This is a genomic window from uncultured Eudoraea sp. (assembly GCF_947490415.1).
Classification (GTDB): domain Bacteria; phylum Bacteroidota; class Bacteroidia; order Flavobacteriales; family Flavobacteriaceae; genus Eudoraea.
Genome location: NZ_CANLGX010000001.1, coordinates 268800 through 295073, shown reverse-complemented (window position 1 = coordinate 295073; position 26274 = coordinate 268800). Strand labels below are relative to the sequence as shown.

The 26274-nt window shown below is 38.3% G+C and carries 20 protein-coding genes; 9 read left to right on the top strand and 11 right to left on the bottom strand.

All coding sequences use genetic code 11. From position 1 onward, the window contains the following. Positions 1-20: 20 nt before the first annotated feature. The 5 genes from Q0874_RS01215 to aqpZ form a co-directional block, all read right to left on the bottom strand. Positions 21-1088: a membrane dipeptidase gene (locus Q0874_RS01215; RefSeq protein ID WP_299158330.1), complete on the bottom strand. Its 1068-nt coding sequence runs from the start codon at positions 1086-1088 to the stop codon at positions 21-23. Positions 1089-1097: 9 nt separating this feature from the next. Next, positions 1098-2210, bottom strand: a complete 1113-nt coding sequence (locus Q0874_RS01210; RefSeq protein WP_299158327.1) for a D-TA family PLP-dependent enzyme — start codon at positions 2208-2210, stop codon at positions 1098-1100. Between the two features lie 11 nt (positions 2211-2221). Further along, entirely contained in the window at positions 2222-2686 is a 465-nt protein-coding gene (locus Q0874_RS01205; protein ID WP_299158324.1) for a RidA family protein, read from the bottom strand. A gap of 10 nt (positions 2687-2696) precedes the next feature. Then, the gene (locus Q0874_RS01200) at positions 2697-4013 is read right to left on the bottom strand and encodes a gluconate:H+ symporter (protein ID WP_299158322.1); all 1317 of its coding nucleotides are present in this window, start codon (positions 4011-4013) and stop codon (positions 2697-2699) included. A gap of 107 nt (positions 4014-4120) precedes the next feature. Continuing rightward, entirely contained in the window at positions 4121-4810 is a 690-nt protein-coding gene (gene aqpZ / locus Q0874_RS01195) for an aquaporin Z (protein WP_299158320.1), read from the bottom strand. Positions 4811-4969: 159 nt separating this feature from the next. On the opposite strand from aqpZ, the gene Q0874_RS01190 reads away from it, so the two are divergent. From Q0874_RS01190 to Q0874_RS01175, 4 genes are all read left to right on the top strand, one after another. Further along, complete coding sequence (locus Q0874_RS01190; RefSeq protein ID WP_299158316.1) at positions 4970-6229, top strand: aminotransferase class V-fold PLP-dependent enzyme; 1260 nt, start codon at positions 4970-4972, stop codon at positions 6227-6229. A gap of 300 nt (positions 6230-6529) precedes the next feature. Next, positions 6530-7024, top strand: coding sequence for a DoxX subfamily (locus Q0874_RS01185; protein WP_299158313.1), 495 nt, complete (start codon positions 6530-6532; stop codon positions 7022-7024). Next, positions 7021-8607 carry a Gfo/Idh/MocA family oxidoreductase gene (locus Q0874_RS01180; protein WP_299158311.1) on the top strand — a complete coding sequence of 529 codons (1587 nt, stop codon included), beginning with the start codon at positions 7021-7023 and terminating at the stop codon, positions 8605-8607. The genes Q0874_RS01185 and Q0874_RS01180 overlap by 4 nt, the downstream gene beginning before the upstream one ends. 200 nt (positions 8608-8807) lie before the next feature. Then, positions 8808-9530 (top strand): energy transducer TonB, encoded by a 723-nt coding sequence (locus Q0874_RS01175; RefSeq protein WP_299158308.1) that lies wholly within the window; start codon positions 8808-8810, stop codon positions 9528-9530. A 62-nt stretch (positions 9531-9592) separates the two neighbouring features. Here Q0874_RS01175 and Q0874_RS01170 read toward each other — a convergent pair whose 3' ends face one another. Then, entirely contained in the window at positions 9593-10495 is a 903-nt protein-coding gene (locus tag Q0874_RS01170; protein ID WP_299158305.1) for a metallophosphoesterase family protein, read from the bottom strand. Positions 10496-10610: 115 nt separating this feature from the next. Between Q0874_RS01170 and Q0874_RS01165 the strand changes: the two genes are divergently transcribed. After that, the gene (locus tag Q0874_RS01165; protein WP_299158303.1) at positions 10611-12980 is read left to right on the top strand and encodes a GAF domain-containing protein; all 2370 of its coding nucleotides are present in this window, start codon (positions 10611-10613) and stop codon (positions 12978-12980) included. Positions 12981-12993: 13 nt separating this feature from the next. Here the strand turns inward: Q0874_RS01165 and Q0874_RS01160 are convergent, their stop codons facing one another. After that, positions 12994-14181, bottom strand: coding sequence for a Pycsar system effector family protein (locus Q0874_RS01160; protein ID WP_299158300.1), 1188 nt, complete (start codon positions 14179-14181; stop codon positions 12994-12996). Between the two features lie 324 nt (positions 14182-14505). Here Q0874_RS01160 and Q0874_RS01155 point away from each other — a divergent pair, with 324 nt between their 5' ends. The 4 genes from Q0874_RS01155 (at position 14506) to cls (ending at position 22650) form a co-directional block, all read left to right on the top strand. Then, positions 14506-18201 (top strand): metallophosphoesterase, encoded by a 3696-nt coding sequence (locus Q0874_RS01155; RefSeq protein ID WP_299158298.1) that lies wholly within the window; start codon positions 14506-14508, stop codon positions 18199-18201. A gap of 103 nt (positions 18202-18304) precedes the next feature. Next, positions 18305-18988 (top strand): hypothetical protein, encoded by a 684-nt coding sequence (locus Q0874_RS01150; RefSeq protein ID WP_299158295.1) that lies wholly within the window; start codon positions 18305-18307, stop codon positions 18986-18988. 355 nt (positions 18989-19343) lie between these two features. Beyond that, positions 19344-20849 (top strand): arylsulfatase, encoded by a 1506-nt coding sequence (locus Q0874_RS01145; protein ID WP_299158292.1) that lies wholly within the window; start codon positions 19344-19346, stop codon positions 20847-20849. A gap of 364 nt (positions 20850-21213) precedes the next feature. Beyond that, a complete protein-coding gene (gene cls / locus Q0874_RS01140) occupies positions 21214-22650 on the top strand; it encodes a cardiolipin synthase (protein ID WP_299158290.1) in 1437 nt (478 codons plus the stop codon). A 137-nt stretch (positions 22651-22787) separates the two neighbouring features. Here cls and Q0874_RS01135 read toward each other — a convergent pair whose 3' ends face one another. From Q0874_RS01135 to Q0874_RS01120, 4 genes are all read right to left on the bottom strand, one after another. Beyond that, positions 22788-23339 (bottom strand): lipid-binding SYLF domain-containing protein, encoded by a 552-nt coding sequence (locus Q0874_RS01135; RefSeq protein WP_299158287.1) that lies wholly within the window; start codon positions 23337-23339, stop codon positions 22788-22790. A 241-nt stretch (positions 23340-23580) separates the two neighbouring features. Beyond that, entirely contained in the window at positions 23581-24252 is a 672-nt protein-coding gene (locus Q0874_RS01130; RefSeq protein WP_299158284.1) for a lipoprotein, read from the bottom strand. Positions 24253-24299: 47 nt separating this feature from the next. Beyond that, on the bottom strand, positions 24300-25322 hold the full coding sequence (locus tag Q0874_RS01125; RefSeq protein WP_299158281.1) for a trypsin-like peptidase domain-containing protein: 1023 nt from the start codon (positions 25320-25322) through the stop codon (positions 24300-24302). A gap of 126 nt (positions 25323-25448) precedes the next feature. Continuing rightward, positions 25449-26087, bottom strand: coding sequence for a hypothetical protein (locus Q0874_RS01120; RefSeq protein ID WP_299158278.1), 639 nt, complete (start codon positions 26085-26087; stop codon positions 25449-25451). Between the last annotated feature and the right edge of the window lie 187 nt (positions 26088-26274).

Here is a 26274-nt window from a genome sequence, read left to right as displayed (position 1 = left end):
CCGGGAGGATTTTTTTGTGATTAGCTCCAGGTCTTTCTAAGAAAGTGCATGAAATTTGCATGCATAATGTTTTCAATATCCTCATTCTTATAACCCCTTTTATGAAGCAAATTGGGTAGTTTCTGTAAATCGGCAATAGTATTTATATCAGCCGGACTTTGCTCTCTTCCAAATCCGCCATCCAGGTCTGTTCCGATTCCTACATGTAAAGCGTTACCGGCAAGTTGACAAATATGGTCTATATGATCTGCCATATGCTCCAGAGTCAGACCCATACTTTCAGGAGTGGATTTTCCTTTGACCCAGTAAGGTACCATCATCCAGGCATCCAGGGCAATACCAATTACTGCATCTCTTCTAATAAGCTCAATAAGCTGTTCATCTGAAAATTGCCTGTTATGGTTTACGAGTGCCCTGCAGTTATTATGACTGGCCCAAAGAGGCCCATGGTAGACCTTCATGGTTTCCCAAAAACTTTCATCACATAAATGGGTGGTGTCAAGAATTATATTGAGCCGTGCTATCTCTTTTAAAAGCTCTTTTCCTTTCCGGCCTATTCCTCCAATGGAATTTGTGCCATGAGCGTAGGTCCCAGGTCCATAATGAGCAGGCCCGATGGCTCGAAGGCCCTGTTCATAGCTTTTCTCTAGATGATCAAGGGTAATAATAGAGTCGGCTCCTTCCAGACTAAGAATGTAGCCAATGGGATTTTTGCTGTTATCCAAAGAATTCCAAAGGTCTAAATGGCTATTTAATTCTGTCAGATTGGTAATCTGAACCATTTCTCCAATGGCTTCCATGGCTCTGTACCAGGCGAGTTGACCCTGAGTTTGTGCCCAGGCCTGGTAGGCTGAATTCCATCCAGGGAGTTCATTTTCTTTTTTTACGTATCGAGCGATCTGAGTAGCCATACACAAGCCTATATTACCTTCGCGCATTGCGTCCAGGGAAACTGTATTCTTACCTCTATCGGGTTTATCAGTCATCCCTTCCTCCTTCGCCCGGATATCCCCAACGGACCAGGTTAGGTCGCGGTTCCATTCCATTGCGTTCATCGCTAAATCAAGATGTGCGTCAAAAATAAACATATGTGCTTTTTAAATTTGCATTTGATGATCTCTTGCGGCAATTTTCCATGCCCCTGTTATTTGATGGTCCTTAACAGTCAGAACTTTGGAATATTTGGCCACAGTGGGGCAAATATGCATAGGAATACCATAAAAAACATCCCCAATTTTCAAGGTTTCACTTTTGGCATAATGCAGCACTAAATGCTCTTCACTTTGCCCGGTTTGCTCTGCATCTTCCAGTCCAAAGATTTTTACCCTTGGAAAATCCATCTCGGGAGCAATTGCTTTATGCCCCAAATCCAGACAGATCACTCCCCTTTTAGGTTTGCTGACAATTCTGGTAAGTAATACCGCTGCAGGTAAAAATGGCATGTCTTTAAAAGAAGTTCCATATCGCTCATCCCAAAGCAATGTTGTTCCGGGACTGGTCTCTACATTCTGTCTTGCGGCATGAATAGGAAAAGAAGGTGATCCTCCCATAACCAGTGTTTTTACTTCTATCCCTATAGCTTCGATTTTGCTTTTAAGATTTGTTACTAATTTATAAGCAGCGTCACATACTTGTATTCGAAGTTTTAAATCAGTATCCCTGATATGGCCATCATAGGCATGAAGGCCACGTGCTTCTAAGTTTGGGTCTTCTTCAATTTGCTTAAACAACTCAACCGCATGGTCATTTGGTTCTATCCCCGTTCTGTTCATACCGGTGTTGAGGTCCAGGAATAATGCAGCAGTTATGTTATTGGAAGCGGCCATTTTTGAAATAAGGCCAATGGTAAGTTCATTATCCACAATAGTTGAAAATTCAGAATTGGGATAGGAGGCAATCAGTTTAAAAAACCTGTTTAAATTAGCGCCAACAGGTTGCATGGCCAGTAGTATGTCTTTGGCGCCGCATTGTGCTAAAAGTTCTGCTTCGGCAATGGTGGCACATTTAAATTTTTGTATACCATGTTGCATTTGCATCTCTATAATTTCCGCTGTTTTATGGGTTTTTATATGCGGACGAAGTCTGGAGGGATCCCCAATCATTGAAATCATCAACTCAATGTTTTTTTCAATTCTATCCGGATATACCAATAAAGAGGGAGAAACTATTTCTTCGGGATTATCCAGTTCATACCAATTTTTACCTGCCATTTTAAATCTGTTTAATGCAGTTGAAACATAGCTTCAATTTCAACCGGGATATTACCAGGTAGCATCATACCCACAGCACTGCGAACACCTACGCCATTTTCTGTTCCAAACACATCAGCCATGAGTTCACTAAAGCCGTTTATCACCAGGGGTTGCTGCCCAAAATCGGGAGTAGAATTCACCATGCCCAGTACCTTTACTACTCTTTTTATCCTGTCCAAATCTCCAAAATGAGTTTTAATCGTTGAAAGCATTGTCAAGCCCACTTGTTCCGCTGCCAGTTTACCCTGTCCCAGAGTAAGATCATCTCCAACTCTCCCTGTCATGTAGGTTCCGTCGGCCTGCATTGGCCCCTGACCGGAAACATAAAGAAAATTATCTACTACTAAGATAGGTTTGTATACCCCTGCAGGAGGAGGAGCCGGAGGCAAAATCAACCCTAAAGTTTCTATTCGTTGTGATGGTAAATTGTTCATATCGTTCGATTTAAATTAATGTGTTGAGTACCAATACACCAATAAGGCCAATAACGCCTACAGTTGTTTCCATTATAGTCCATGTTCTCAGCGTATCTTTTACAGACAAATTGAAATATTCCTTAAAAAGCCAAAATCCACCATCGTTTACATGAGATAACATTAAACTCCCCGACCCTATGGCCAAAACCATTAATTCTGCACTTACCCCGGGATTGGAAACCAAAGGTAAAACTATCCCTGCCGCTGTTAAGCCAGCAACGGTTGCAGACCCCACACAAACCCTTATGATCGTTGCTATGCACCAGGCCAATATCAACGGAGAAATGGCAGATCCTTGTAGCATGCCAGCTATGTAATCACTTACGCCACTATCTATTAAAACTTGTTTTAAAGCACCTGCGCCCGCTATAATCAAAAGTACCATAGTAATTCCGGAAATTGAACTACTAACAGAAACCATTACTTCTGGCATTTTTTTACCACGGGCAAGTCCCAGGGTATAAATTGCAACTAGTACAGCAATAAGCATCGCTATCACTGGATTGCCAAGAAAACCTATAATTGGGTTAAGGTAAAAATCCTCCGGTAAAAAAAGATCGGCCAAAGTGGCTGTCGCAATAAGCAAAATGGGTAATAAGGCAGTAAAGATGCTTATTCCTAGGCCCGGCATTTCATGGTCTTTCAATATTTTGGGATTTATAAATTCCTTTAGAGGGGTTGCCTTAATATTTTTAATGGTTCTCGAGAACAAAGGACCTGCTATAATTATTGCCGGGATTGCTATTATGATCCCATAAACCAGGGTTTTACCCAGATCTGCATCAAACATAACGGTAATTGCAGTTGGAGCCGGATGCGGAGGAAGATACCCATGAGTTACAGACAGTGAAGCCAACATTGGTAATCCCACATATAAAAGGGGTAGTCCCGTGGCTGCAGCTACGGTAAAGACTAAAGGGACTAAAATAACAAACCCCACTGAATAGAACATTGGGATACCCACGATAAATCCAGTAAGTACCAGGGCCCATTGAATATTTTTTATTCCAAACTTACTTACCAGTTTGGAGGTAATACGCTGTGCGGCTCCACTATCGGCTACCAATTTCCCTAACATGGCACCAAGACCCAAAATCATAACCAGAAAACCAAGCGTATTTCCTATTCCATTCTGAATGGATTGTACCACGGTTTCCAAAGTCATTCCTTCTGCAATGCCTACAAACAGAGAAACAATGATAAATGTTATAAAAGCATTAAGTTTAAATTTGGCAATCAGGATAAACAGAAGTAATATTCCTATAATTACTATTAGTAATGGCATGCTGAGAGCTGGTTTTGGTATTTAAAAAATAAATATACTATTTCATAAAAGAAATAAGTGCGTTTGGTAAAAACAATAATAAGGGGCCAATTTGGCCCCTTATTATTTTAACTTTTACTTTCTGGTGAAATATATTTATAAACGAGACCTGCTAATATTGCACCCACTATGGGGGCTACCCAAAAAAGCCATAACTGGCCAATTGCCCAGTCGCCCGCGAAAAGAGCCTGACTAGTACTTCTGGCAGGATTAACAGAGGTATTTGTAACCGGGATACTTATAAGGTGTATTAGTGTAAGCCCAAGTCCAATAGCTAAACCTGCCATGCCTTTCGGAGCTTTCGAATGCGTTGCCCCAAGGATAATGATAAGGAACATAAAAGTCATAACTACCTCTGTAATAAGGGCAGCTAACATACTATAACCCCCCGGGGAATGTTCCCCGTAACCATTGCTGGCGAATCCGCCAATTTCAAATCCGGATTTACCAGTGGCAACAAGATATAATATCCCGGCTCCGGCAATACCTCCCAATACCTGCGCAATTATGTAAGGAATCAATTCCTTACTTTCAAAACGCCCACCTATCCATAGCCCAATAGAAACAGCGGGATTAAGGTGACAACCGGAAACATGACCAATTGCGTAGACCATAGTCAGCACTGTAAGACCAAAAGCAAGGGATACTCCTAAGAAACCAATTCCAAGTTCCGGATACGCTGCCGCCAGTACGGCACTTCCACATCCACCGAGCACCAGCCAAAGGGTGCCAATAAATTCTGCTAGTAGTTTTTTCATTTTTTTGTTTTGTTGGTTAATTAATAATTTTTTTCAAGATAAACATTTTTAATAAAGGTTGGAATTGAACACCTGATCAGAAAATGATATTGATTACTTAAAAATTACAATTAATAAATATTGAATTGCTTTTATTATCTTGTATGTAATATAGAAGGGATGGATAAAAGGGCTTTCTTAAAAAGTATGGGTAAGATGGTAGCAATTACGCCTTTTCTGCCCTATAACCTGAATGCAAGGGAAATTGAATTTCAGCGGGATTATGGGAATAACGAAGAGGATTTCTGGAAGGGCATCAGGAAAGATTATCTGTTAAAGCCTGAGTATATAAACCTGGAAAACGGATACTACAATATTACCCCTCAGCCAACCATGAGCAGGTTTCTGGAGCATGTTAAAAACATTAACTATGAGGGCTCCTACTATATGAGAACGGTTCAGTGGGAAAATAAAAAACGAGTCACCACACGTTTAGCGGCTTTGGTTGGCTGCTCATCTGATCAATTGATCATTACTCGTAACACTACGGAATCTTTGGACTTGATAATTGGGGGTTATCCATGGAACGAGAATGATGAGGCAATTTTTGCAGAACAGGATTACGGCTCCATGCAGGATCATTTTGCATTGATCGCAAAACGGTACGGGGTTGTCAATAAAATAGTTTCCTTGCCTAACCATCCGGTTTCGGATGATGAATTGGTTGCACTGTACGAGGAACAGATTACGGCTAACACCAAATTAATTATGGTGTGCCATATGATCAACATTACAGGACAAATACTACCTATCCGAAAGATTTGTGATATGGCACATAAACATGGTGTTGAGGTCATGGTTGACGGAGCTCATTGTATTGGCCATATTCAGGTGAAGATAGATGATCTGAACTGCGATTACTACGCTTCCAGTCTTCACAAATGGTTAAGCACACCTTTAGGTGCCGGATTACTATATGTTGCTAGCGATAAGATATCCAAAATTTGGCCACTTTTAGCAGAACATGACCGGGATCCAAATGATATTACAAGGTTGAATCATACGGGCACTCACCCGGTTTATACCGATCTTGCTATTGAAGACTCAATAGATTATCTGGAAATGATTGGCCTGGAAAGAAAAGAAAAAAGATTAAGGTTCTTGCAGCGGTATTGGAGTGAAAAATTAAGGAATGTAAAAAATATCAATGTAAATACACCGGTTGAGGATTATCGAAGTTGTGGGATTGCCAATGTGGGAATTGATAAAATAGCTCCTGCAGAGTTGGCAAAAATTCTTTTTAATGAATTTTATATATTTACCGTAGCTATAGATAATGCCAACGTTCATGGATGTAGAATTACTCCTAATGTATACACAACTACAAAAGAACTGGATACTTTTGTAGAAGCTATGAATACATTGGCTTCTAGAACATGAGGTTTTAATAGCTATAAGGCCCAAATATTTTAGATGGCATCGCCAATAGAGAAACCTGATATTTGTCATAGGAAAGTTAGGGTTGAGGGTCTAGTTTTGATCAGTTTTGTTCTATTTAAAAGGCTAAAATTTATAAGGTTTTGTTAGTACGGAAAGAAGTAATTTCCCAAATCTTTTATTAGTAAAATATATTATAGAGCATAGCTACTGTTATTGTATTTAACCAAGGCTTGCGATATTAAAACCAAAATAAAAAACCTTCTAAGGTAGAAAACGGATTCATAACTTTAACTAAACAATATGACTGAAACTAAAGGAAAATGGCAATTAAAACACAGTATTGTGTTGATGCGTGTACTTATTGGCTGGCACTTTTTATATGAAGGTGTTATAAAGCTTTACAATCCTGACTGGACCTCATTTGGTTACCTGGCTACAGCGCAAGGTCCGCTGGAACCTATGTTTTTGGCAATCGCAAAAGAACCCTTAATTGGTTGGGCAGACACCCTTAATTGGTTAGCGCTGATGTTTGTGGGGATTACTCTTTTATTAGGGATTTTTGAGAAAAAAGGTGCTTTAGTGGGGATTCTATTACTTGCTTTGTATTATTTGGCACACCCTCCTTTCCCCTGGCTACAGCAATTAAATGTTGAGGGGAGTTATTGGTTTGTCAATAAAAATTTAATAGAACTTGCTGCCTGTATGGTTATTTATCAATTTCCAACCGGTCAAACTTTTGGTCTATCACACCTATTTAATAAAAACAAAGAACAAACTAAAACTGAAACCTTATGAAATGGACAAGAAGAGATGTAATTAAAGGCTTAGGCGGAATTCCTATTCTAGGTGCTGTATGGTGGGCGGGTGCTTCAAATTCGGTATCCAAAAACAGGGAGCGTAAAGCCATACTTGAACAATTAAATATACAGCCTTCATTACCTTCAGCAGTAAAAGCAATAAGCGGTGATCCTGTAAGGGTAGGAATTATTGGTTTTGGAATTAGGGGAGAGCAATTATGCAGAGCATTAGGATTTGCAACAAAAGAATGGTTGGAAGAAATGAGATTGGCTGCAGAGGAAGATCCTAATCATTCCCGATTGAAAGATTTTATGAATCAGGATAAACTAAATGTAAAACTCACTGCAGTTTGTGATGTATATGATGTCAGGGCAGACCGGGTAATTAAATCTTTTTCCACGGAGGACACCAAGGTGATTAGATTTATGACTTATCAGGAAATGATCCGCAGCGGGAAAGTAGATGCGGTAATTATAGCTACCCCGGATCACTGGCATGCACCTATGGCCATTGACGCGCTTGAAAATGGGATACATGCCTATGTGGAAAAACCAATGACACATACTGTTGAAGAGACTTACAGGCTAAAGGAAGCCGCTGAAAAGTCTAAGGCGGTACTAATGGTTGGTCACCAACACAGACAAACTTTAAGTTTTCAAACGGCACAGGATATCGTGTCTAAAGGAGTACTTGGTCATGTTTCTCTTGTTCAGACTAATACCAACAGGAACGATGATAACGGTGCATGGAATTATCATATAGAAGATGAGGCAAATCCTCAAACAATAGACTGGGATCAATTTTTAGGGTCTGCCCCAAAAATACCTTTTAATAAAAATCATTTTTTCAGATGGAGAAAATGGTGGGCATACGGATCTGGTCTTTCCGGCGATTTGTTAACGCATGATTATGATCGTCTTAATTGCGTATTGCAGATGGGTATCCCAAATTCTGTCAGCACTTCAGGAGGAATATATACCCATAATGATGGACGTAATGTTCCTGATGTACTTCAGGTAAATATGGAGTTTCCGGATTATAGCACAGGGAGTAGTCAGAAAAAGGGTAAGGAAAAAGGAATGACTTTTGTCTACAGTGCGACCCTAGGCAATGGCTTTAGTAGGCCAACTATTCTTATGGGACATGATGGCACCATGGAACTGGGTAACCGGCTCACAATATGGCCTGATAGCAGGTCCACAAAATATGCTGACCAGATTGAATCTGAGAAAATGAAACCATCGGTTCCGATTTATACCTACAATCCGGGGGCTAGTGTACCCGATGCGGTTTCTTCAGCGACATCCCAATATTTTGCGGATAAGGGCCTAATGTGGACCTATATTAACGGAGCAAGAGTTGATTCAACATTTCTTCATCTGAGGGAATGGCTCAGCAGTACAAGGAATGGAGACAAAGTTAGTTGCGGAATAAACGAAGGATTTGACGAAGCAATATCAGCACACATGGCTGGACTTTCCTATAAACTTGGTAGAAGAATAGACTGGGACCCTGTTGAACAACGAATTGTACCCATTGAAGGTATTAATTTTGACGAGGTGCTATTATCCAGTATTTAATAGAGAAAGGCATATTCTTCATATGTGAATCTGCCGACTTATAATTCAGGTAATCAGGGCTCTTTTTAGTCCTGATTACTTGTTTATGCCTTATTTTTTAGATAGCGCAAATTTATGAAATAGAGAATTAAACCTGATAAATATCATATTATCTGCATTCTACATGACGTAATTTTATGTATATCATAATACAAATAGTCATGCAAGTCAAAAAAAACCCAAAATTCGATTTGAATAGAAATAGTGGGCTGTATTTTGTAATAGGACTTACAGTCGTTCTATTTTTGACCTGGCGCGCGTTGGAATACAAATCGTATCCTAGCGACACTACAACTCTGGACATTGCTCAGGCGGTGGACGACCTTAAGGAAGATGTACCGGTAACAGAGATTATAAAAACAACACCTCCGCCACCACCCCCAGCCGCTCCCGAGGTAATTGAAGTAGTTGAAGACACAGAGGAAATAGAAGAAACAATTATTGAGAGTACAGAAACTAGTCAGGAATCAGTGATTGAAGAGGTAATAGCCGTTGACGACGTGGAAGTTGGAGAAGAAGAAGAAGATATTGTAGTTCCCTTTGCAATTATAGAAAATGTTCCTATCTATCCCGGATGTGAGAGTGCACAAGGAAATGATGAACGAAAAGCCTGTTTTCAAAAAATGATACAAGCTCATATCGTTAAAGAATTTAATTATCCGGAGAGTGCACTTGAACTTGGAATAAAAGGAAAAGTATTTGTGCAATTTATGATTAATTCTAAAGGTCATGTAGAGGCTATAAGGTCAAGAGGCCCAGACAAATTATTGGAGAAAGAAGCAGAACGAATTATTGCTGCACTCCCAAATATGACTCCTGGGATGCAACGCGGAAAATCAGTTAAAGTTCCTTATAGTATCCCTATTAACTTTATGATTCAATAGAAATAGAGAACATGACTATTTCCCGAGGATTGATTCAACTAATACCCAGGTATTGGAAAGAATCAATCCTCATTTTGTTTATAATCCGTCAACTTTTGAGGCCCTTCCAGTAAAACCCTTACAACCTGAAGGGTGCCATCTTCTTTTGTTGCTATCTGCCATTTTATAAGTGAAATTACTCCGTGTTCTATTTCAATCCCCGTAATACTCCTTGGGTGTACACAGCTTCCATCATTAAATAAGGGAATATCACCGGGTTCCGGGAATCTGGGTCTGTGTGTATGACCCATTACGGTTATTATTAAGTTGTTTCGTAAAATCCATCTCTTAATCCGTTTCTCCACTTTTATTAATTCACGGTTGTTCCTGGCCGGACTGGTAGGATCAGCTATGCCCCAAACTTGAAGGGGTTTCCAGAGAACGCGCACCAAAAATCGATTAAACCGCCATCCGTGATAATTCATAAAATCGGCCTGGTGCCCATGAGTTAAAAATAGCTCTTGTCCGCTCTCACTGTGTTTTAAGACTATTGCTTCATGAAACTGCAATTGATCTAATAAAGTGGTTTCCTTTTCATCTTTGGGCTCAAAGTAGGTATAAAGATGTTTTTTTACATATGCCGGGTTTCTGTATACCATATCGTGGTTGCCAAATATCATATGCAACCTGTTTTCCTCATGAAAACGTTTCATTAACATGTAAATATTCTTATGGGCTTCAAAGATGGCTTCAAAAGTTAGATTCTCCCAGAGCTCATCTCCGTCTCCGAGTTCACAATATTGGAACCCATTATTATAATAATGTTTCAAAGCATGATAATAGATATTTCGGTTATTGGCAAACTCATCGGAAAAACTATTATCACCCCTATGACAATCACTAAAAAGAATAAACTTTGACATGTCATCAAATGCTAAGGTTTTAGCCCTTTTGTATGCGTTATTAAGTCTCTTATCTGAAGACATGAATGAAATTTGCATAAATATCCAAAAAATGCACGGAACACCGTGAAAATTCCTTTAACAAAAAGAAATCGAATAGTTTTGTAATTTTACCGCGAAGCTGTAGACAAATAACATTATGGGATCTATAAATAAAGATATGCCACTGCAAATGGTCATTAGCTTTGATAAGCTATTACAGCAGTATGATATAATGGCCAAAAGCGATGATATGTTACTATCATCCAGGGCTAAATATATATTGGAAGCTCAGGCACCTTATCCAGAATTAAGGGATGGGTTTTCAGATATTAAACTTCTAGAAAAATATAAAGATGTTATTCATATTATTTTGCAGGATTCATTTACTGAAGTACTGAGCGAAAATGAAATTAAAGCAGCTTCACTACCCTATTTCGATATTATATTTAATAAGTCCAAAAGATTTCAAAAGATTTTGGAAAATGCCGGTATAGATTTTCAACCTTTTATACGCAATCAGGATGAAGGAATAAATTATATTATGGCAAGTACTATCATTCTTAAATTCCATTATGGATTTAACCTTGATTTTAGCAGGCCATACTTTTATGATATACCGGATGCGAATGGAATAATGCGCCATTACCGTATTTTATACAATGCCGATTTTATGGAGATACTTCCTACAAAATTGTCTAAAAAGTTAACCCAGGAAGATGTTGATAAGCTTTTAGAAAATCCCGAAGATTTGCAATTGTGGAAGGAAATGATTCCTCCAAATAGTTTTATTTCCAAAGGTTTTGTAATCTCAAATATGTTTGATGTAACAACCGAACATACCATATCTGAAATTAAAACAAATCTTATCTCAAGTGATAAAAGAGGAAGCGAAACCTTTATCTCTGATTTGCAGGACACCTTCAGATCATTCTTTAAAATAAAAGAATTAAAAATAGGTTTCGTCACCTATAACTCAAAAGATGATCGGTTAGAACGTGTTTATGGCAATGGAATGGAAAGCTTTCTGCTTAGAGGGAAAGATACTGAGCAGTGCAATCATGCCTTATGCATAGGATCCTATGATAAAATAGTGAATCAGAAGGGATATTTTACGGTCTCTGATGTTGATAAATATTATAAATTATCTGATGGGATTGAGCCCTATAAAGGCTTGTTTGAACAGGGAATAAAAAGTGCAATTTTTGCGCCTATCGTTAATGAAGGAGAACTTTTAGGAGTCCTGGAATTGGTATCCACTAGAAAAAATGAGTTAAATGGGGTTAACGCAACCAAGCTGGATGATGTAATGCCCTATATTGTTGCTGCCGTAGTGCGCTCTAAAATTGAAGAGGAAAATTTAATAGACGCTATTATTCAAAATGAATGTACTTCGGTGCATAAATCTGTTCACTGGCGATTTGAAGAGGAAGCCAAACAATTTATTATTGACGGAATAGAGGGCAGGCAACCTTCATTTAAAGAAATAGTCTTTCATGATGTATATCCGTTATACGGCCAAATCGACATAAAAGCCTCTTCACAGTCCAGGAATACCGCTATTCAGCGAGATCTGATGATTCAATTGTCGAATATCAAAGAAGTATTGAATGCTGCATTGAAATTTGAAGATTTACCTATTTACGAAGAACTGATTTACAGAATAGACATTTTTACAGAAGATATTAAAGAGACCTTATTTTCGAATAGCGAACAGACTATTTTCGACTTCGTTAATGACGATGTATTACCGATATTCACACATCTAAAAAAGCAAAATAATGAAGTAACTAAAATGGTAGAGGAATATGAAAAAACCATTAATTCGGAAACACATTCCTACTATGACCATAGAAAACAATATGATGATAGCGTGATGCGGATTAATAAAAAACTGGCCTCTGTAATTGATAAGCATCAGGAAGCAGCACAGGAAATGTTTCCTCACTTTTACGAACGCTATAAGACAGATGGCATAGAACATAATATGTATATTGGAAGTTCTATTGCAGAAGACAGGGATTTTGATACTTTATACTTAAAGAATCTTCGATTATGGCAGCTGCAGGTGATGTGCGAGATGGAAAACAAGTATTACAGCCTTAAACCGGAATTGGACGTACAGCTCGACGTGGCTTCGCTTATTCTGGTATATAGTACATCCTTATCTATTCGCTTCAGAATGGATGAAAAACGATTTGATGTGGATGGTACCTATAATGCCCGATATGAAATAATAAAAAAGCGCATTGACAAGTCATATATCAAGGGAACTAATCAAAGGCTAACCCAAAAAGGGAAGCTGTCTATAGTTTACTCTCAGAAAAAAGATGAACTGGAATATCTTAGATATATTTCTTACCTGAAATCTAAAGGATATTTTACTAATAATATTGAAATAGTAGAATTGGAGGGTCTTCAGGGTGTATCGGGGCTTAAGGCAATAAGGGCTGAGATTCTCTACAGTAAAAATACGGAAGAAGAAAAAACCTTTACCTATGAGGATTTGATGGATGAATTAAAAGCCTAGAAAGGCTTCGAGATTAGTACTGAATTTTACCTAAATAGTTAAAAGCAACAGCAAAAGCGATTACGGATACTATAATCCCTACCATAAATATAGAATAAGTCCAGCGCAGGATCTTATATTTTCTGTGAAGCACTAAGCCAAGAAAATAGAGGTCTTTAGTGAGCGATGAATAAATATAATCTTTGTCCTTTACCAATTCTTGTAAGGCCAACTCATAGTCTTCCAGTTTCATTTTATGAAAATTACCAAAGAATAGGAGGTTCACCTTTTTATTGGCTACATCAGCCTTGCTAAATTTACCGCTGCCTACATTAGGACGGGTTGCTATAACGGCCATCACCATTGAAGTCAGGGTGAAGAATAAAAAAATTAGAGTGGGGTAGATGAGATAAGCATTGGAGGGGTTATCTAGTTTTGGTATTAGGTTGGACAGTACCACAGAAATCATAATTGCGTTAACAGATAGCAAAATATTTGCTTTAGTATCTGCAATATCACTTAGCGTAATGTGGTTTTTTAAGGTAACCCTAAATAAAGTTTGTATGCCCCTATCCGGACTTTCAGTTTTATATTTTGCTTTTAATTGTTCTTTTTTGGCAATTTCTTTTTCTTTTTTTACCTCTTTCAAAAGAATCATCAGATTCTTGTCTTTTCTCTCGAGCCAGTTTGCTTTGGCATAATCTGTATAATAATGGTGTTCCGTTCTGAACATTTTGATATTCTCCTCCATCCACTCTTTAACAGTATAATTAGCAATCCCCAACAGTGAAAGTTCTTCCCGCAGCAGTTCACAAGTTTCCAAATAGCTTTTTTGTGCGAAATGTGAGGCATCGGCATCGCGTATAATCTGTTCACTCAAACTTTTGGGTTCATAGTGCCTCCTTGTAGCCATTATACAAGCTTGTACATTTTCAATTCCCTCCGCATCATAACCTTCCTTTTCCAGAAATTCAGCTGCAATTTTACAGCTACTACTTTCGTGCTCCTCGTGACCCTTTGTATAACCCGTATCGTGCAGCCAGGAGGCCAATAACAGGAATTCCTTTTCCCTATCATTTATCGTATGAGCTTCTATCAATTCCCGGGTGCTTTTTACTACCCGTTGGGTGTGTCTCAGGTTATGATAAAGATATTTTTCGTCCAACTTGGTCGATAATAAATCAACGACAAAGGCTTCGGTTTTTAAAAGAATTTCAGACATGTTTCAAATTTATAAAACAAAAATTACAAATTATATGGTTTCATCTAAAGTTATCTAACTTCAACCAAGTTTATTTGGATCTATTTAAATATCAATCAGGAATGTAATTCTCCGAGAATTAACTTCATTTTATTCCAATCACCGACCTTTTGGTTAGTTGTTTTCAATTCTAGTGGATTGGTTATCTTTATAGCTTATATTTTCCTAATTAAATGGGAATTTTAAAAGTCAAACCATACAAGATCTTTGTAAAATTTAGTTGTGTTTTGGCAAATAGGTAATGATTCAGTTAATTCAACCAGGCTATAGTCTTTTGCTTTGAAAATGAACAGTATATCCAAGTCACTGACTTTAATAGTCAGCTTTTTAGTATTATATTCCTGTGCTACGTACAAGGCCCAGTACAAGGAAGAGGCTATGATTCCACGACATTCTGAAAGTGATATACAACACACTTTTTATTTAATAGGAGATGCGGGGAATTCACCTTTAGGATCAAAATCTGAGGCACTGCAAGATTTTGAAAAAGTATTGAAAGGGGCCTCTAAAAACAGTACAGCCTTATTTTTGGGTGATAACATCTATCCAAAAGGTCTGCCCAAAAGAGGTGCAGAAGGCAGAGAATTTGCAGAACATCAGCTGAATGTACAAACAGATGCGGTACAAGACTTTGCCGGGAGAACAATTTTTATTCCGGGAAATCACGATTGGTACAGTGAAGGCCCTAAAGGTCTCAAACGCCAGGAGGAGTATGTTGAAGACAAACTTGGTAAAAACACCTTCCTTCCTGAGGATGGCTGCCCAATACGAAAAGTAGAAATTAATGATGATGTGGAGTTAATTATCATTGATACTGAATGGTATCTCACCAAATGGGACAAGTTTCCTACATTGAATGATGAATGTGAAATTGGAACCCGTGGCCGTTTCTTTATTGAATATGAAAGTCTAATAAAAAAGGCCAGAGGTAAAACCACAATTGTTGCCATGCATCACCCCTTGTTTACAAATGGACCGCATGGGGGCCAGTTTTCAGTTGGTCAGCATATGACCCCAATTCCAATTTTAGGGACTTTAAAAAATGTCCTCCGACGCGCAGGTGGCGTTTCTCCGGCAGATATACAATACAAAAGATATGATGAGTTTAGAGATCGAATAATTACCTTATCTCAGGAAAATGATAAAGTAATATTTGTTTCTGGCCATGAACACAGCCTTCAATATTTGGTTGAGGAAAGTTTGCCTCAAATAGTTAGTGGGGCAGGCTCTAAAACTACACCTACCCGGAATGTGGGCGGAGGCCAATTTTCCTATGGATCTCCCGGTTACGCAAGATTGGATGTTTATAAGGATGGTTCTTCTCACCTGAGTTTTTATTCTTCCAAAGAGGATAAAATAGTATTTGAAACTCAGGTATTAACTGAAGATCGTCCAATTGCAATTGACTATCCGGCTAACTTCCCGGGAGAAAAAACAACTTCAATTTATACCAAAGAAGAAACAACTAAAGGTAAAACGTTTAAATGGCTATGGGGAGAACGTTATCGAAAATTATTTAGTACGGAAGTAACCGTTCCAACCGTTAACCTGGATACCCTCTACGGCGGACTAAGTCCTGTGCGAAAAGGAGGAGGGCACCAGTCTAGTTCATTGCGTTTCGTAAATAAGAAAGGGCAGGAATATATTATGCGGGGAATGCGGAAGGATGCACTACTCTACATACAATCCGTTGGTTTTAAGGATCAATATGTTAAGGACGAGTTTAAAAATACAAAAACAGAGGAACTTATATTAGACGTATTTACGGGAGATCATCCTTATATGCCATTTATTATAGGAGATTTATCTGATGCCGTAGGGATATACCACACCAATCCTAAATTGTTTTATGTGCCAAAACAAAATGCAATAGGCCGTTTTAACAATGAATTTGGCGACGCATTGTATACGATTGAGGAAAGGACAGCAGACGGCCATGGCGATAAAGCCAGTTTTGGCTATGCCAATGAGATGATCAGTACTCATGATATGATCGACAAATTGAAAAAGAATGAAAATCACAGGGTAGATGAAACCACCTATGTGCGTGCCCGACTTTTTGATATGCTTTTAGGAGATTGGGATCGTCATCAGGATCAGTGGCGCTGGGCCGTTTTTGAAGAAAATGGGGTGACTACCTATAAGCCGGTACCCAGAGATCGCGATCAGGCATTTTCAATTATGAATGATGGTTTTGCCCTGGGGCTGGCTACGTTACTGGCAGCTCCCGCACGTGTCTTAAATTCATACGATGAGGATATTAAAGATGTTCAATGGAGCAATTTAAATCCATATGTACTTGATGTTGTCGTGATACAAGAATCAGATAAGGCAATTTGGGATGAACAAGCGGCTTATGTAGTCTCTCATATAACAGATGAGGTAATAGAAGCCGCATTTGAAAAGTTGCCTGACGAAGTGAAGGATGAGAATATGGAGGATATAAAGCGCAAGTTAAAAGGAAGGCGTTCTAATTTGCGAAAAATTTCCGATGCGTATTTCAAAGTGGTAAACAAATATGCAGTAGTACGAGGTACAGATAAGGATGATTGGTTTGAAATTGAACGAATGCCTGAAGGTAGGACAAAAGTTACCGGATACCGGATTAAAAAAGGTGAAAAGGGACCGGTATTTTTTAAACGGACATTTGAGGTTGGCAGCACGAAAGAAATTTGGATATATGGTCTGGATGATGAAGATTATTTTCACGTTTCGGGCAATGGAGACCACCTGATAAAACTCCGGGTTATTGGGGGTTCTAATAATGATAGATATGAGGTGGTAAATGGGCAAAAAACACATATCTATGATTTTAAAAGTAAACCTAATACGTTGATTACCAATAAGGGTAAGCAACATATCAGAGACGATTATGAGAATAATAATTATGATTATAGAAAACCAAAGTATAATGTTAATGCATTACTCCCACTACTTGGAATTAACCCGGATGATGGCTTCAAAATAGGTGTTATTGGTGCTCATACCGCTTATGGATTTGAACGAAATCCGTTTACGTCTACCAACAGGATAGCTGCCGCCCTTTATACTTCTACAGGTGGTTTTGATTTGAGATATTGGGGCGAATTTGCTCATGTTGTGGGTAAATGGAATCTGGCGATTAATGGGGTATTTACAAGCCCTAATTACAGTATAAACTTTTTTGGATTTGGAAATTCAACCCCGAATCCTAATGCCGATGATGAGGAAAATTTTGATCTGAATTACAATCGCGTTAAACTGGGAACATTAGGAGGTTCTGCAGGTTTGGTATGGCATGGCGAGAATGGGGGAGAATTTGGTATAGGGGTAAACTATAAATCCTACGAGTTGGAAGAGACTGAAGGAAGATATATCAATTTGTTTTCGGATTTTATACCTCAGGAAGAAAAAAACAATTTTGTGGGTGCCGAAGCGGTTTATAGTTATGCGAATAATGATAACCCCGCTTTCCCCACCTTGGGTATGGAAGCGGAATTACAAACCGGAATTACATCCAATCTTGAGAATTCAAATACATTTGGGTATTTAATCCCAACGCTTGGTTTTGCATACAAGATATCACCAAACGGGCAATTAGTTTTAGCCACTAAATCTAAGGCTCATCTAATTTTTGGTGATGATTTTGAGTTTTATCAGGCAGCGAGTATAGGGGGAGACGACGGCTTAAGAGGTTATAGAAACCAACGTTTTACGGGAAAATCATCATTTTATCAGAGTTCTGATCTGCGCTTTAACTTTAAAAGATATAAAACTGGCCTTGTACCGGTTGAGGTGGGTATATTTGGTGGTTTTGATGTAGGCAGAATCTGGGTAGACGACAGCCTGATTGTGGAACCTGCATTTAATGAAAAAAGCTGGAATACCTCTGTGGGGGGCGGTGTTTTTGTAAATGGTGCAGATTTGATCACTGCTAATCTTGGGTTATTTAGTTCAGATGATGGACTGCGATTTTATTTTGGATTTATTTTGGGGTTATAGTAAGATTCAAATGTAATATAATTAGATATCCAGCACAATTAGGTGGTATATTTTTAGTAGCTTGGTCCACTTAAATAAAAAATCTATAATTTCTCTAATTGTTATGAAAAAAAATCTTACCATACTAGTATTGCTTGTTTTCTCATTTGTGTTTCAAAACTGCGGTAGTGTAAAAGTTCGAGACTCCTGGACCGCGGAAGAAGAGACTATAGCTAAATTCAAGGAAAAAAATATTCTGGTTTTGGCAAGAACTGCCGACAATACCGCCAGAATAGCTTTTGAAGAAGCGCTCGCCAATGAATTGAGGGCAGAAGGCTACAAGGCTTCAGAAAGTTTTAAAAAATTTCCAAAAATTTATACGAACAAGGAAATTACAGAAGAACGGGTAGCTTTTGTCCAAAGCATTCTGGATAGTGAAGGGTATAATGGAATTGTTATTGTTGTTGTAAAGGATCAGGAGAGTACAACCACAACCTCCAGTAGCGGAGTTTACATGGGTGTATCAGGGGGTTACGGATATCCAGGTTATTACGGCGGATTTAATAGTTATTACAGGACTCCTTATGCATATGGTTCTTACTATGATTCATTTGGAGGCTATATTCCCACTTCTACATCCACCAGTACTTCAACTACGTATATTTTAGAGACCGTATTTTATAATCTTGATGAGCCCGAGGAAAACCAATTAGTGGCTGTAGTAACATCCGAATTGGATGATCCTAAGGAAGCATATAAAACGGCTCAAAAGTATGTAGAAACTATGGTAAAAGCTTTCGAGAAATAGCTCTGGCCTGCCATTTTTTAAGCCTCTGCTATAATGTAAAAAGATTTGAGCAAAAAATTTGAATGCTGGTTTATCCGTATCCAATGTACATCAGCTACCTTACCTTCATACATTACAGGAACTGAACTGCAAAAACCATGATGTATAGAGAGAATATTCTTTTAATGTGCGCTGCATTTTAAGACAACACTAAGAAGAGCGTTCATAGTAATCAACATGTTCGGGTTTGTATTAAAAATCATGAAATGTCCCCAAAAACCAGCCTGCTTAATTAAATATTTCTAATACATTATATTATCTTTAGCACTTCAATTGTTTCCCCTCAATTATATTATAAACCAAAAAAATTGCACTTATGAAAAAACAAATTTTCTTATTACTTTTTATGGCGTTTATCGCTATTGGTTTTGCGCAGAAAAAGCCGAATATCCTCGTGATATGGGGTGATGATATCGGATATTCCAATATCAGTATCAATAGCCAGGGCATGATGGGCTATAAAACCCCAAATATTGATCGTATTGGTAAGGAAGGGGCTGTTTTTACCGATTGGTATGCACAGCAATCCTGTACGGCCGGAAGGGCGGCTTTTATTTTAGGGCAGCATCCTTTTAGGACAGGTTTGTTAACCATTGGTATGCCAGGGGGCGCTCAGGGGATTAAAGCCAACCAGCCTACCATAGCTGAATTATTGAAAAACCAGGGGTATACCTCAGGACAGTTTGGCAAGAACCACTTAGGGGATCGGGACGAGATGTTACCAACCAACCATGGTTTTGACGAATTTTTTGGAAATCTATATCACTTAAATGCGGAAGAGGAACCAGAAACCTACTATTATCCAAAAGACCCTGCCTTTCATAAGGAGTTTGGTCCCAGAGGAGTATTGCATTCCTATGCGGATGGCAAAATAGAGGATACCGGCCCAATGACACGAAAAAGAATGGAGACCGCAGATGACGAGTTTACAGATGCCGCCATATCCTTTATAGAAAGAGCCCATAATGCGGGGAAACCATTTTTTGTATGGTTAAGTGCCACAAGAATGCATGTTTGGACCCATCTTAAGGAAGAAAGTGAAGGTGTAACAGGCATAGGCCTTTATCCTGATGGGATGGTAGAGCACGATAAAGCCATAGGCCGTGTTTTAAAGAAATTAGAAGAATTGGGTATCATAGACAATACCATCATCATGTATTCTACAGATAATGGGGCTGAGAAGTTTACCTGGCCTGATGGCGGGACTACCCCTTTTGCAGGTGAGAAAGGCTCTACCTGGGAAGGTGGTTTTAGGGTGCCTTGCGTTATTCGCTGGCCCGGAGTGATAAAACCGGGGACAATTTTCAATGAAATCCATTCCCATGAAGATATGATGCCTACCTTATTGGCAGCGGCCGGAGTTCCGGATGTGAAAGAACGATTATTGAAAGGATATGAGGCTAACGGCAAGAATTTTAAAGTGCATTTAGATGGCTATAACCAAATGCCTTTTTGGAAGGGAGAAGTCAAAGAAAGCCCAAGGAAAGAGATCTTCTATTTTGATGCTGCAGGTAATCTTAATGCTGTACGGTATAATAACTGGAAACTACATTTTTCCTATATGGAAGGCTCTATCAACGAAGGCTTCAGAAAAACCCCATCATGGCCGTTGGTAATCAACTTACGAGCAGATCCCTTTGAAGTCTCATGGGAATCTTCAATGTATACCAGATGGTATGGGGATAATATGTGGCTTTTTGTACCTGCCCAGGCTTATGTGGGTAAGTTTCTGGCAACCTTTAAGGAATTCCCGCCTGTCTCGGGCAGTTCTCTTGGAATAGATAAAGTGGTGAAGACCCTGGGGTCCAGACCACAGAATTAGAATCTAGTAAAACCAGGATAATAAGTTTAATTGTGGGTGTTTCATAATAAAATACCGGCAGTGGACAGCTTAGATTTTAAAACCCTGTATGATCAAGTCTTACTTGGATGCAGGGTTTTTAATTTTTAGATTAATACCAAATCATATTTGTGATAGGTTATTATCTATAAAAATCAATTTAATATGAATGAGAATCTCAAGGCAATGAGGGAATTGGCGGAACGCATGAATCTATATACATTAAGGACGAAGATTGGGTGGAGATAATAAGGTTAAGCGGGGAATGGATAAAGGGGCATAAAATTAACAGGAGTTAAGAAAATTGAGATATATTGAAGAATAAATTAATAGTTAATATTTTAATATGACATGGGTTCTCCTTATCACACTGGTGGAAATTGCCCTTACGCTCACCTCCTTATATTTGTTAATTAAGGATGGCAGTAAACCCATACGCATATGGGCATGGATACTGCTTATTATTTTTATTCCTTTTATTGGGGCAATGTTGTATTTCTTTTTTGGAGTCAATCTTCGAAGACAAAAGCTTTTCGATCTGAAAAAAGAGATTGATTACATTCAATTCGAGAATTTTGTTAAGAAGTATTCAGCAGAAGCAGAACTAAGTTTATTAAAAAGACACGATGTAACCCCTGCTTATTTAAACCTTATACGATTACTCACCAGAGTTAACAGCTCTATCATTACTTTTAACAATAAGGTTAGGATACTCAATGATGGACCAGACACCTTTGAGGCCATTTTTGAGGCTTGTGAGAATGCAGAAAAATATATTCACCTGCAATACTATATTTTCATTGATGGACAATTGGCAGATCGTTTTATCACACTCTTCGAAAGGAAAATAGCACAGGGAGTTAAAGTAAGACTTATTTATGATGCCCTGGGCAGTTGGGATTTATCAAATAAGATGATAAATAAATTCCGGGAAATTGGGGTGCAGATATTTCCTTTTATGCCCGTCAGGTTTGGCAGGTTGGCCCGTTTAAATTATCGTAATCACCGGAAGATTTTAATTGTGGATGGCTTAGTTGGTTTTACGGGTGGAATAAATGTAGATGACAAATATATTAGAGGTGATGAGGTTTTGGGCCACTGGACAGACACTCATTTAATGATTCAGGGAATGAGCGTAAACTTCCTTCATTTTGTCTTTCTTTCAGATTGGCTTTTTGTCACCAGGGAAAATTTGATTAAACCGGACATGTTTAAATTGATGGATAACATGGGAGACACCCCTATCCAAATTGTATCCAGTGGACCAGACGCTGATTATCCTAATATCCTGCAACAATACCTGTATATTTTATATCAGGCAAAAGAGTATGTGTATATTGTGAATCCCTATTTGGTTCCTGATTCTACTCTTTCATTAGCCATTAAAACCGCTGCCTTAAGTGGCATAGATGTGCGGATAATAGTTCCCAGGAATTCTGAATCGGCCATGATTCATTGGACAGTACAATCATTTTTTAGCAGGTTTCTCATGGCAGGGGTTAAGATTTATTTGTTTCAGGAAGGTTTTATCCATTCGAAGGTAATTCTTTCAGATGATTCCGTTTGTTCAATTGGAACTGCCAATTTGGACATTCGGAGTTTGGAACAAAATTTTGAGGTGAACGCCCTTATTTATAGTAAGGAAGAAACAATTACTATGAAAAAGCAATTCTCGGCATTTCAAAAAAACAGCAAGCAGCTAACGCTTGAAGAACATTCAGCCAGGCCTCAAATTGATAGGGTAAAAGAAAAACTGGCAAGATTAAGCAGTCCTTTGATGTAGAGGAGCTATTTCCTTTTTTAACCATGTAGGTTTCAGATGTGTAAAGGATGCCAGGTAGTTAAATCAATAGACAGGCTATTTTAATTAGAAAAGGCCCGGATATCCAGGCCTTTAAATTATTGAGGTATTATTATAATTTATTCTACTGGTGTAAAAGAAAAATGTTGTCCGCCTACAGAGGCTTCCAGCATAAGTCCGCCTTTTACCCTGGTAAAAACGGCAACTCCATCCTGATAAGCGACATCAACGGAAGCACCAGAGGAAATAGCAGTTGCAGAGGCCTGACCGCTAAATTTAAACTTACCTCCTGTAAACTTATCATATGCTGCTTTATTTTCAAAGAAAATTACTTCACTATACTGTTGGCCCCCTGCCTGAAGTCCGAATGTGCCCTGTCCCAATTTAGAAGAACCGGTAATTGCGCCACCTTTGTAAACTACTCCTTCTCCACCTGCACCGCCAATTACTAATCCTGCTTTAGTTATTTTGGGATAAACAGCATAGCCATAGGCCTGATCTTTAAAGGTTTGTAATTTTGGAGCGTCTGAAATCATTTTGCTTAAAGCCTCTTTGGCGTCTTTTTCCAATTCTGGTTTCCAGCCCGCTAGTTGGGCATAAGAAGTAAGCGAAAAAACAAAACATACAAAGAGTACTAAAAAATTCGTTTTTTTAAGATGGATAGTGTTCATTTTAATTTTATTAAGTTATTAAATTATTTTTAGGAACTTTTTATTATACAGTATTTTAGCGCCAATATTAGTCAAAAATTTAATGTAATATTTGGCCGCTATTAAAAGGCTAAAAAGGTACAAAAAACAAGGGAAAGTATCCCAAATTTATTGAAATATTTCTGGTTGTTTAGATCCAATAATTATGCCGATATATCCTGATAGAATAATTAAAGTAATGCCGGTGAAATTAATAAGTGGACTACTTACCTTTAAAACCTTTTGCAATAGAATTTGCATATGCAGTTGCTGTATTTATTACATTGTCGGGGTTTTCAATTGATGCGGTTATCCACGCCTCCAGCTGCTCGCCATCTTCCTTGTCCAAATTATAGATTACAGTTTCAAGTGTATAGAGCTTTGAAGTAATAGTAGTACCCTCTTGCTTTAAAGCAACCTGATCGACGGAATATGAGCCAGGCAAGTCCCAATAAGCATAAAATCCTCCATAAACCGAGGGCATACTTGCGCCACCATAAATCACCGCAGCATCATACTGTTCTGCACCCACCTCACGCGAATTAACTACAATATCCTTTAATAAGGTAAGTACAACTCCATTATATCCGTCTTTTTCCAAAATAGTTCGGATATGCTGTTTTTGGTCATCAGATACCTTAGTGTTTGGTTTGAAATCGGGATATTTTTTATAGCTGGCTGTTGCTTTATACCCACTGGCAACAAGTTTTTTGGTAATAGCGTCTTCATAAGCCATCCTCACATCCTTCTTTGTTGATCTGCCAACAACCAAAATGTTTTTATCCTGCATTGTATAAACAGAATCGGATTTATAGGATTTAATAATTTTAAAACTTGAGCAACCAGTTAAAAAGAATGCAGCAAGCAGTAAAATAAAAGGTGATATCTTTTTCATATTTTTTATTTGAACGGCTAATTTATAGATAATTTTTTGAATCAATCCTATTTGATAAATTCGGCTTTACCAATTCTTCCGTTTCTAAGAACAGTCATTGTAATGACCTCCCCTTTTTGAGCTTCAGCTATTATCTTCCTTATTTGGAAAATAGAGTTGATATCTTTAATCGTTATACCGGCTAATTCCAAAATAATATCTCCTCCAATGGTCAGTTCTGTTTCTTCAACTTTGGCCGAAATAGTACCGCCCTTTAGGCCTAATGCACTGCCCGAGCCTTTAGATGATAAACTTGTGATCAATAAGCCTGCTTCCTGTGGCACATTAAGGGCTTTTGCAAGGTTTCCGTCGATTAATATTGATTCCATACCTCCCCAAATACTCGGCTCCTGCATAAGTAATTTATTTGCCACATTGGATGACATCGCAAAACCAATTCCCTCAAATCCGCCTGAGTTGCTGTATATTCTGCTTGCTATTCCTATTACTTCACCTTTCATGTTGAACATAGGACCCCCAGAGTTACCAGGATTGATCGAAGCATCTGTTTGCAGAAATTCAATCTTTACAAAATCATTGCTTAGATGCACAGGAACAAACCTGCCACTGAGGATGCCGCGTGACAGCGATTGTTTAAAACCATGAGGTGCGCCTAGAACAAAGACATCTTCGCCCACAGATATTTTATCGGAATCTCCAATAAGGGCAACTTTTTTATTCTTTAGCTGGAAATCTCCTTTTATTTTTACGAGGGCAACATCGGCTTGGGCAACAGAGCTTAAAACGGTCCCTTCATAAATATCACCATCAAGAAACTCAATTTGAACTTCTTCCGCAGTTTGTACCACGTGGGCCGCAGTCCATATGAGGCCTTCTTCAGCTATTAATACTCCAGAACCCTGAGATTCCTCTGTGACGACCTGAATATATTCTCCTTCACTTTCCCTGGAAACATTAATGATATTTATAACTACTACCGAGGAATTAACTTCTTTATATAACTCTGCCAGATTTTGGGCGCTTGAGTTAAGGGAAATGAGGAATGTAAGTACTAAGAATATATTTTTCATTTTAACTTTTTTGGAGAGGTTGTATTTAAGATCGCAGCTTATATTAAAATTTTCATTAAAGTCATCGTAAGGTCTTTGCCAAATCATTGGCCGAAGATATTATTTCTTTCACATCGCGGAACCTATTTAAGGCATAATACTTTGTTCTAGTAAGGCGTCTGAAAGCTCTTTGGAATATTGAGCTATAGCTTCCTTTATATCCTCAGGGTTTTTCAATTTAAATCTGCCAACCCACTGTAAATTGTCCTTCTGAGTCACGGTTATATCGTATAAACAGCTTTCTACTGTATAGTCCACACTTGTTACTATGCGATCAGGTTCCCAGGAGGTTGCAGGGTAATAACTATAATACAGGCCAAACCTACCATATTGAGGGGGTTGGTATTCCACATTGCTGCCTCCAGGAATAACATCTTTGTACTGCTCTGTGTTTATTACATTGGTAATTAATACACCTGAGAAATCAGCATCAAGTAATTGAGAAATTAAGGTTTCAATTTCCTTCTCCGACATTTTCTGGGAAAAGTTTTCGGGTTTAATCACATCTACAGAGGATTCAGCTTTTACGCCCCGTAGCCCCAGTTCTTTAACGACCAATCCTTCTGCTCTTATCCGGGCTACTTTGTCTTTGGTATGGGCCACTACCAAAATCTTGTCATATTGTTTTTTGATGTTACTGACATTGGTTGATTCCCTGAGATAGGAACTCCCGCAACCCATAAGTAAATTGGTATAAAACCATATAATGACAAAATTTTTAATCATAAAATTCGATGAATTTTTTGGGCTTTGAAAATTAAGCTTAATCATCAACTTATACAACCTATTAATTCAACTTGCTTCGATGTAAAACATGTTAAGATTTTGTTGTGCAAAGGTTTTTTAGAAAAAATTATCAAAGCCATAGCCTTATTTATACTCCCTTATCGATCAAATAAAAAAAGTATATTTA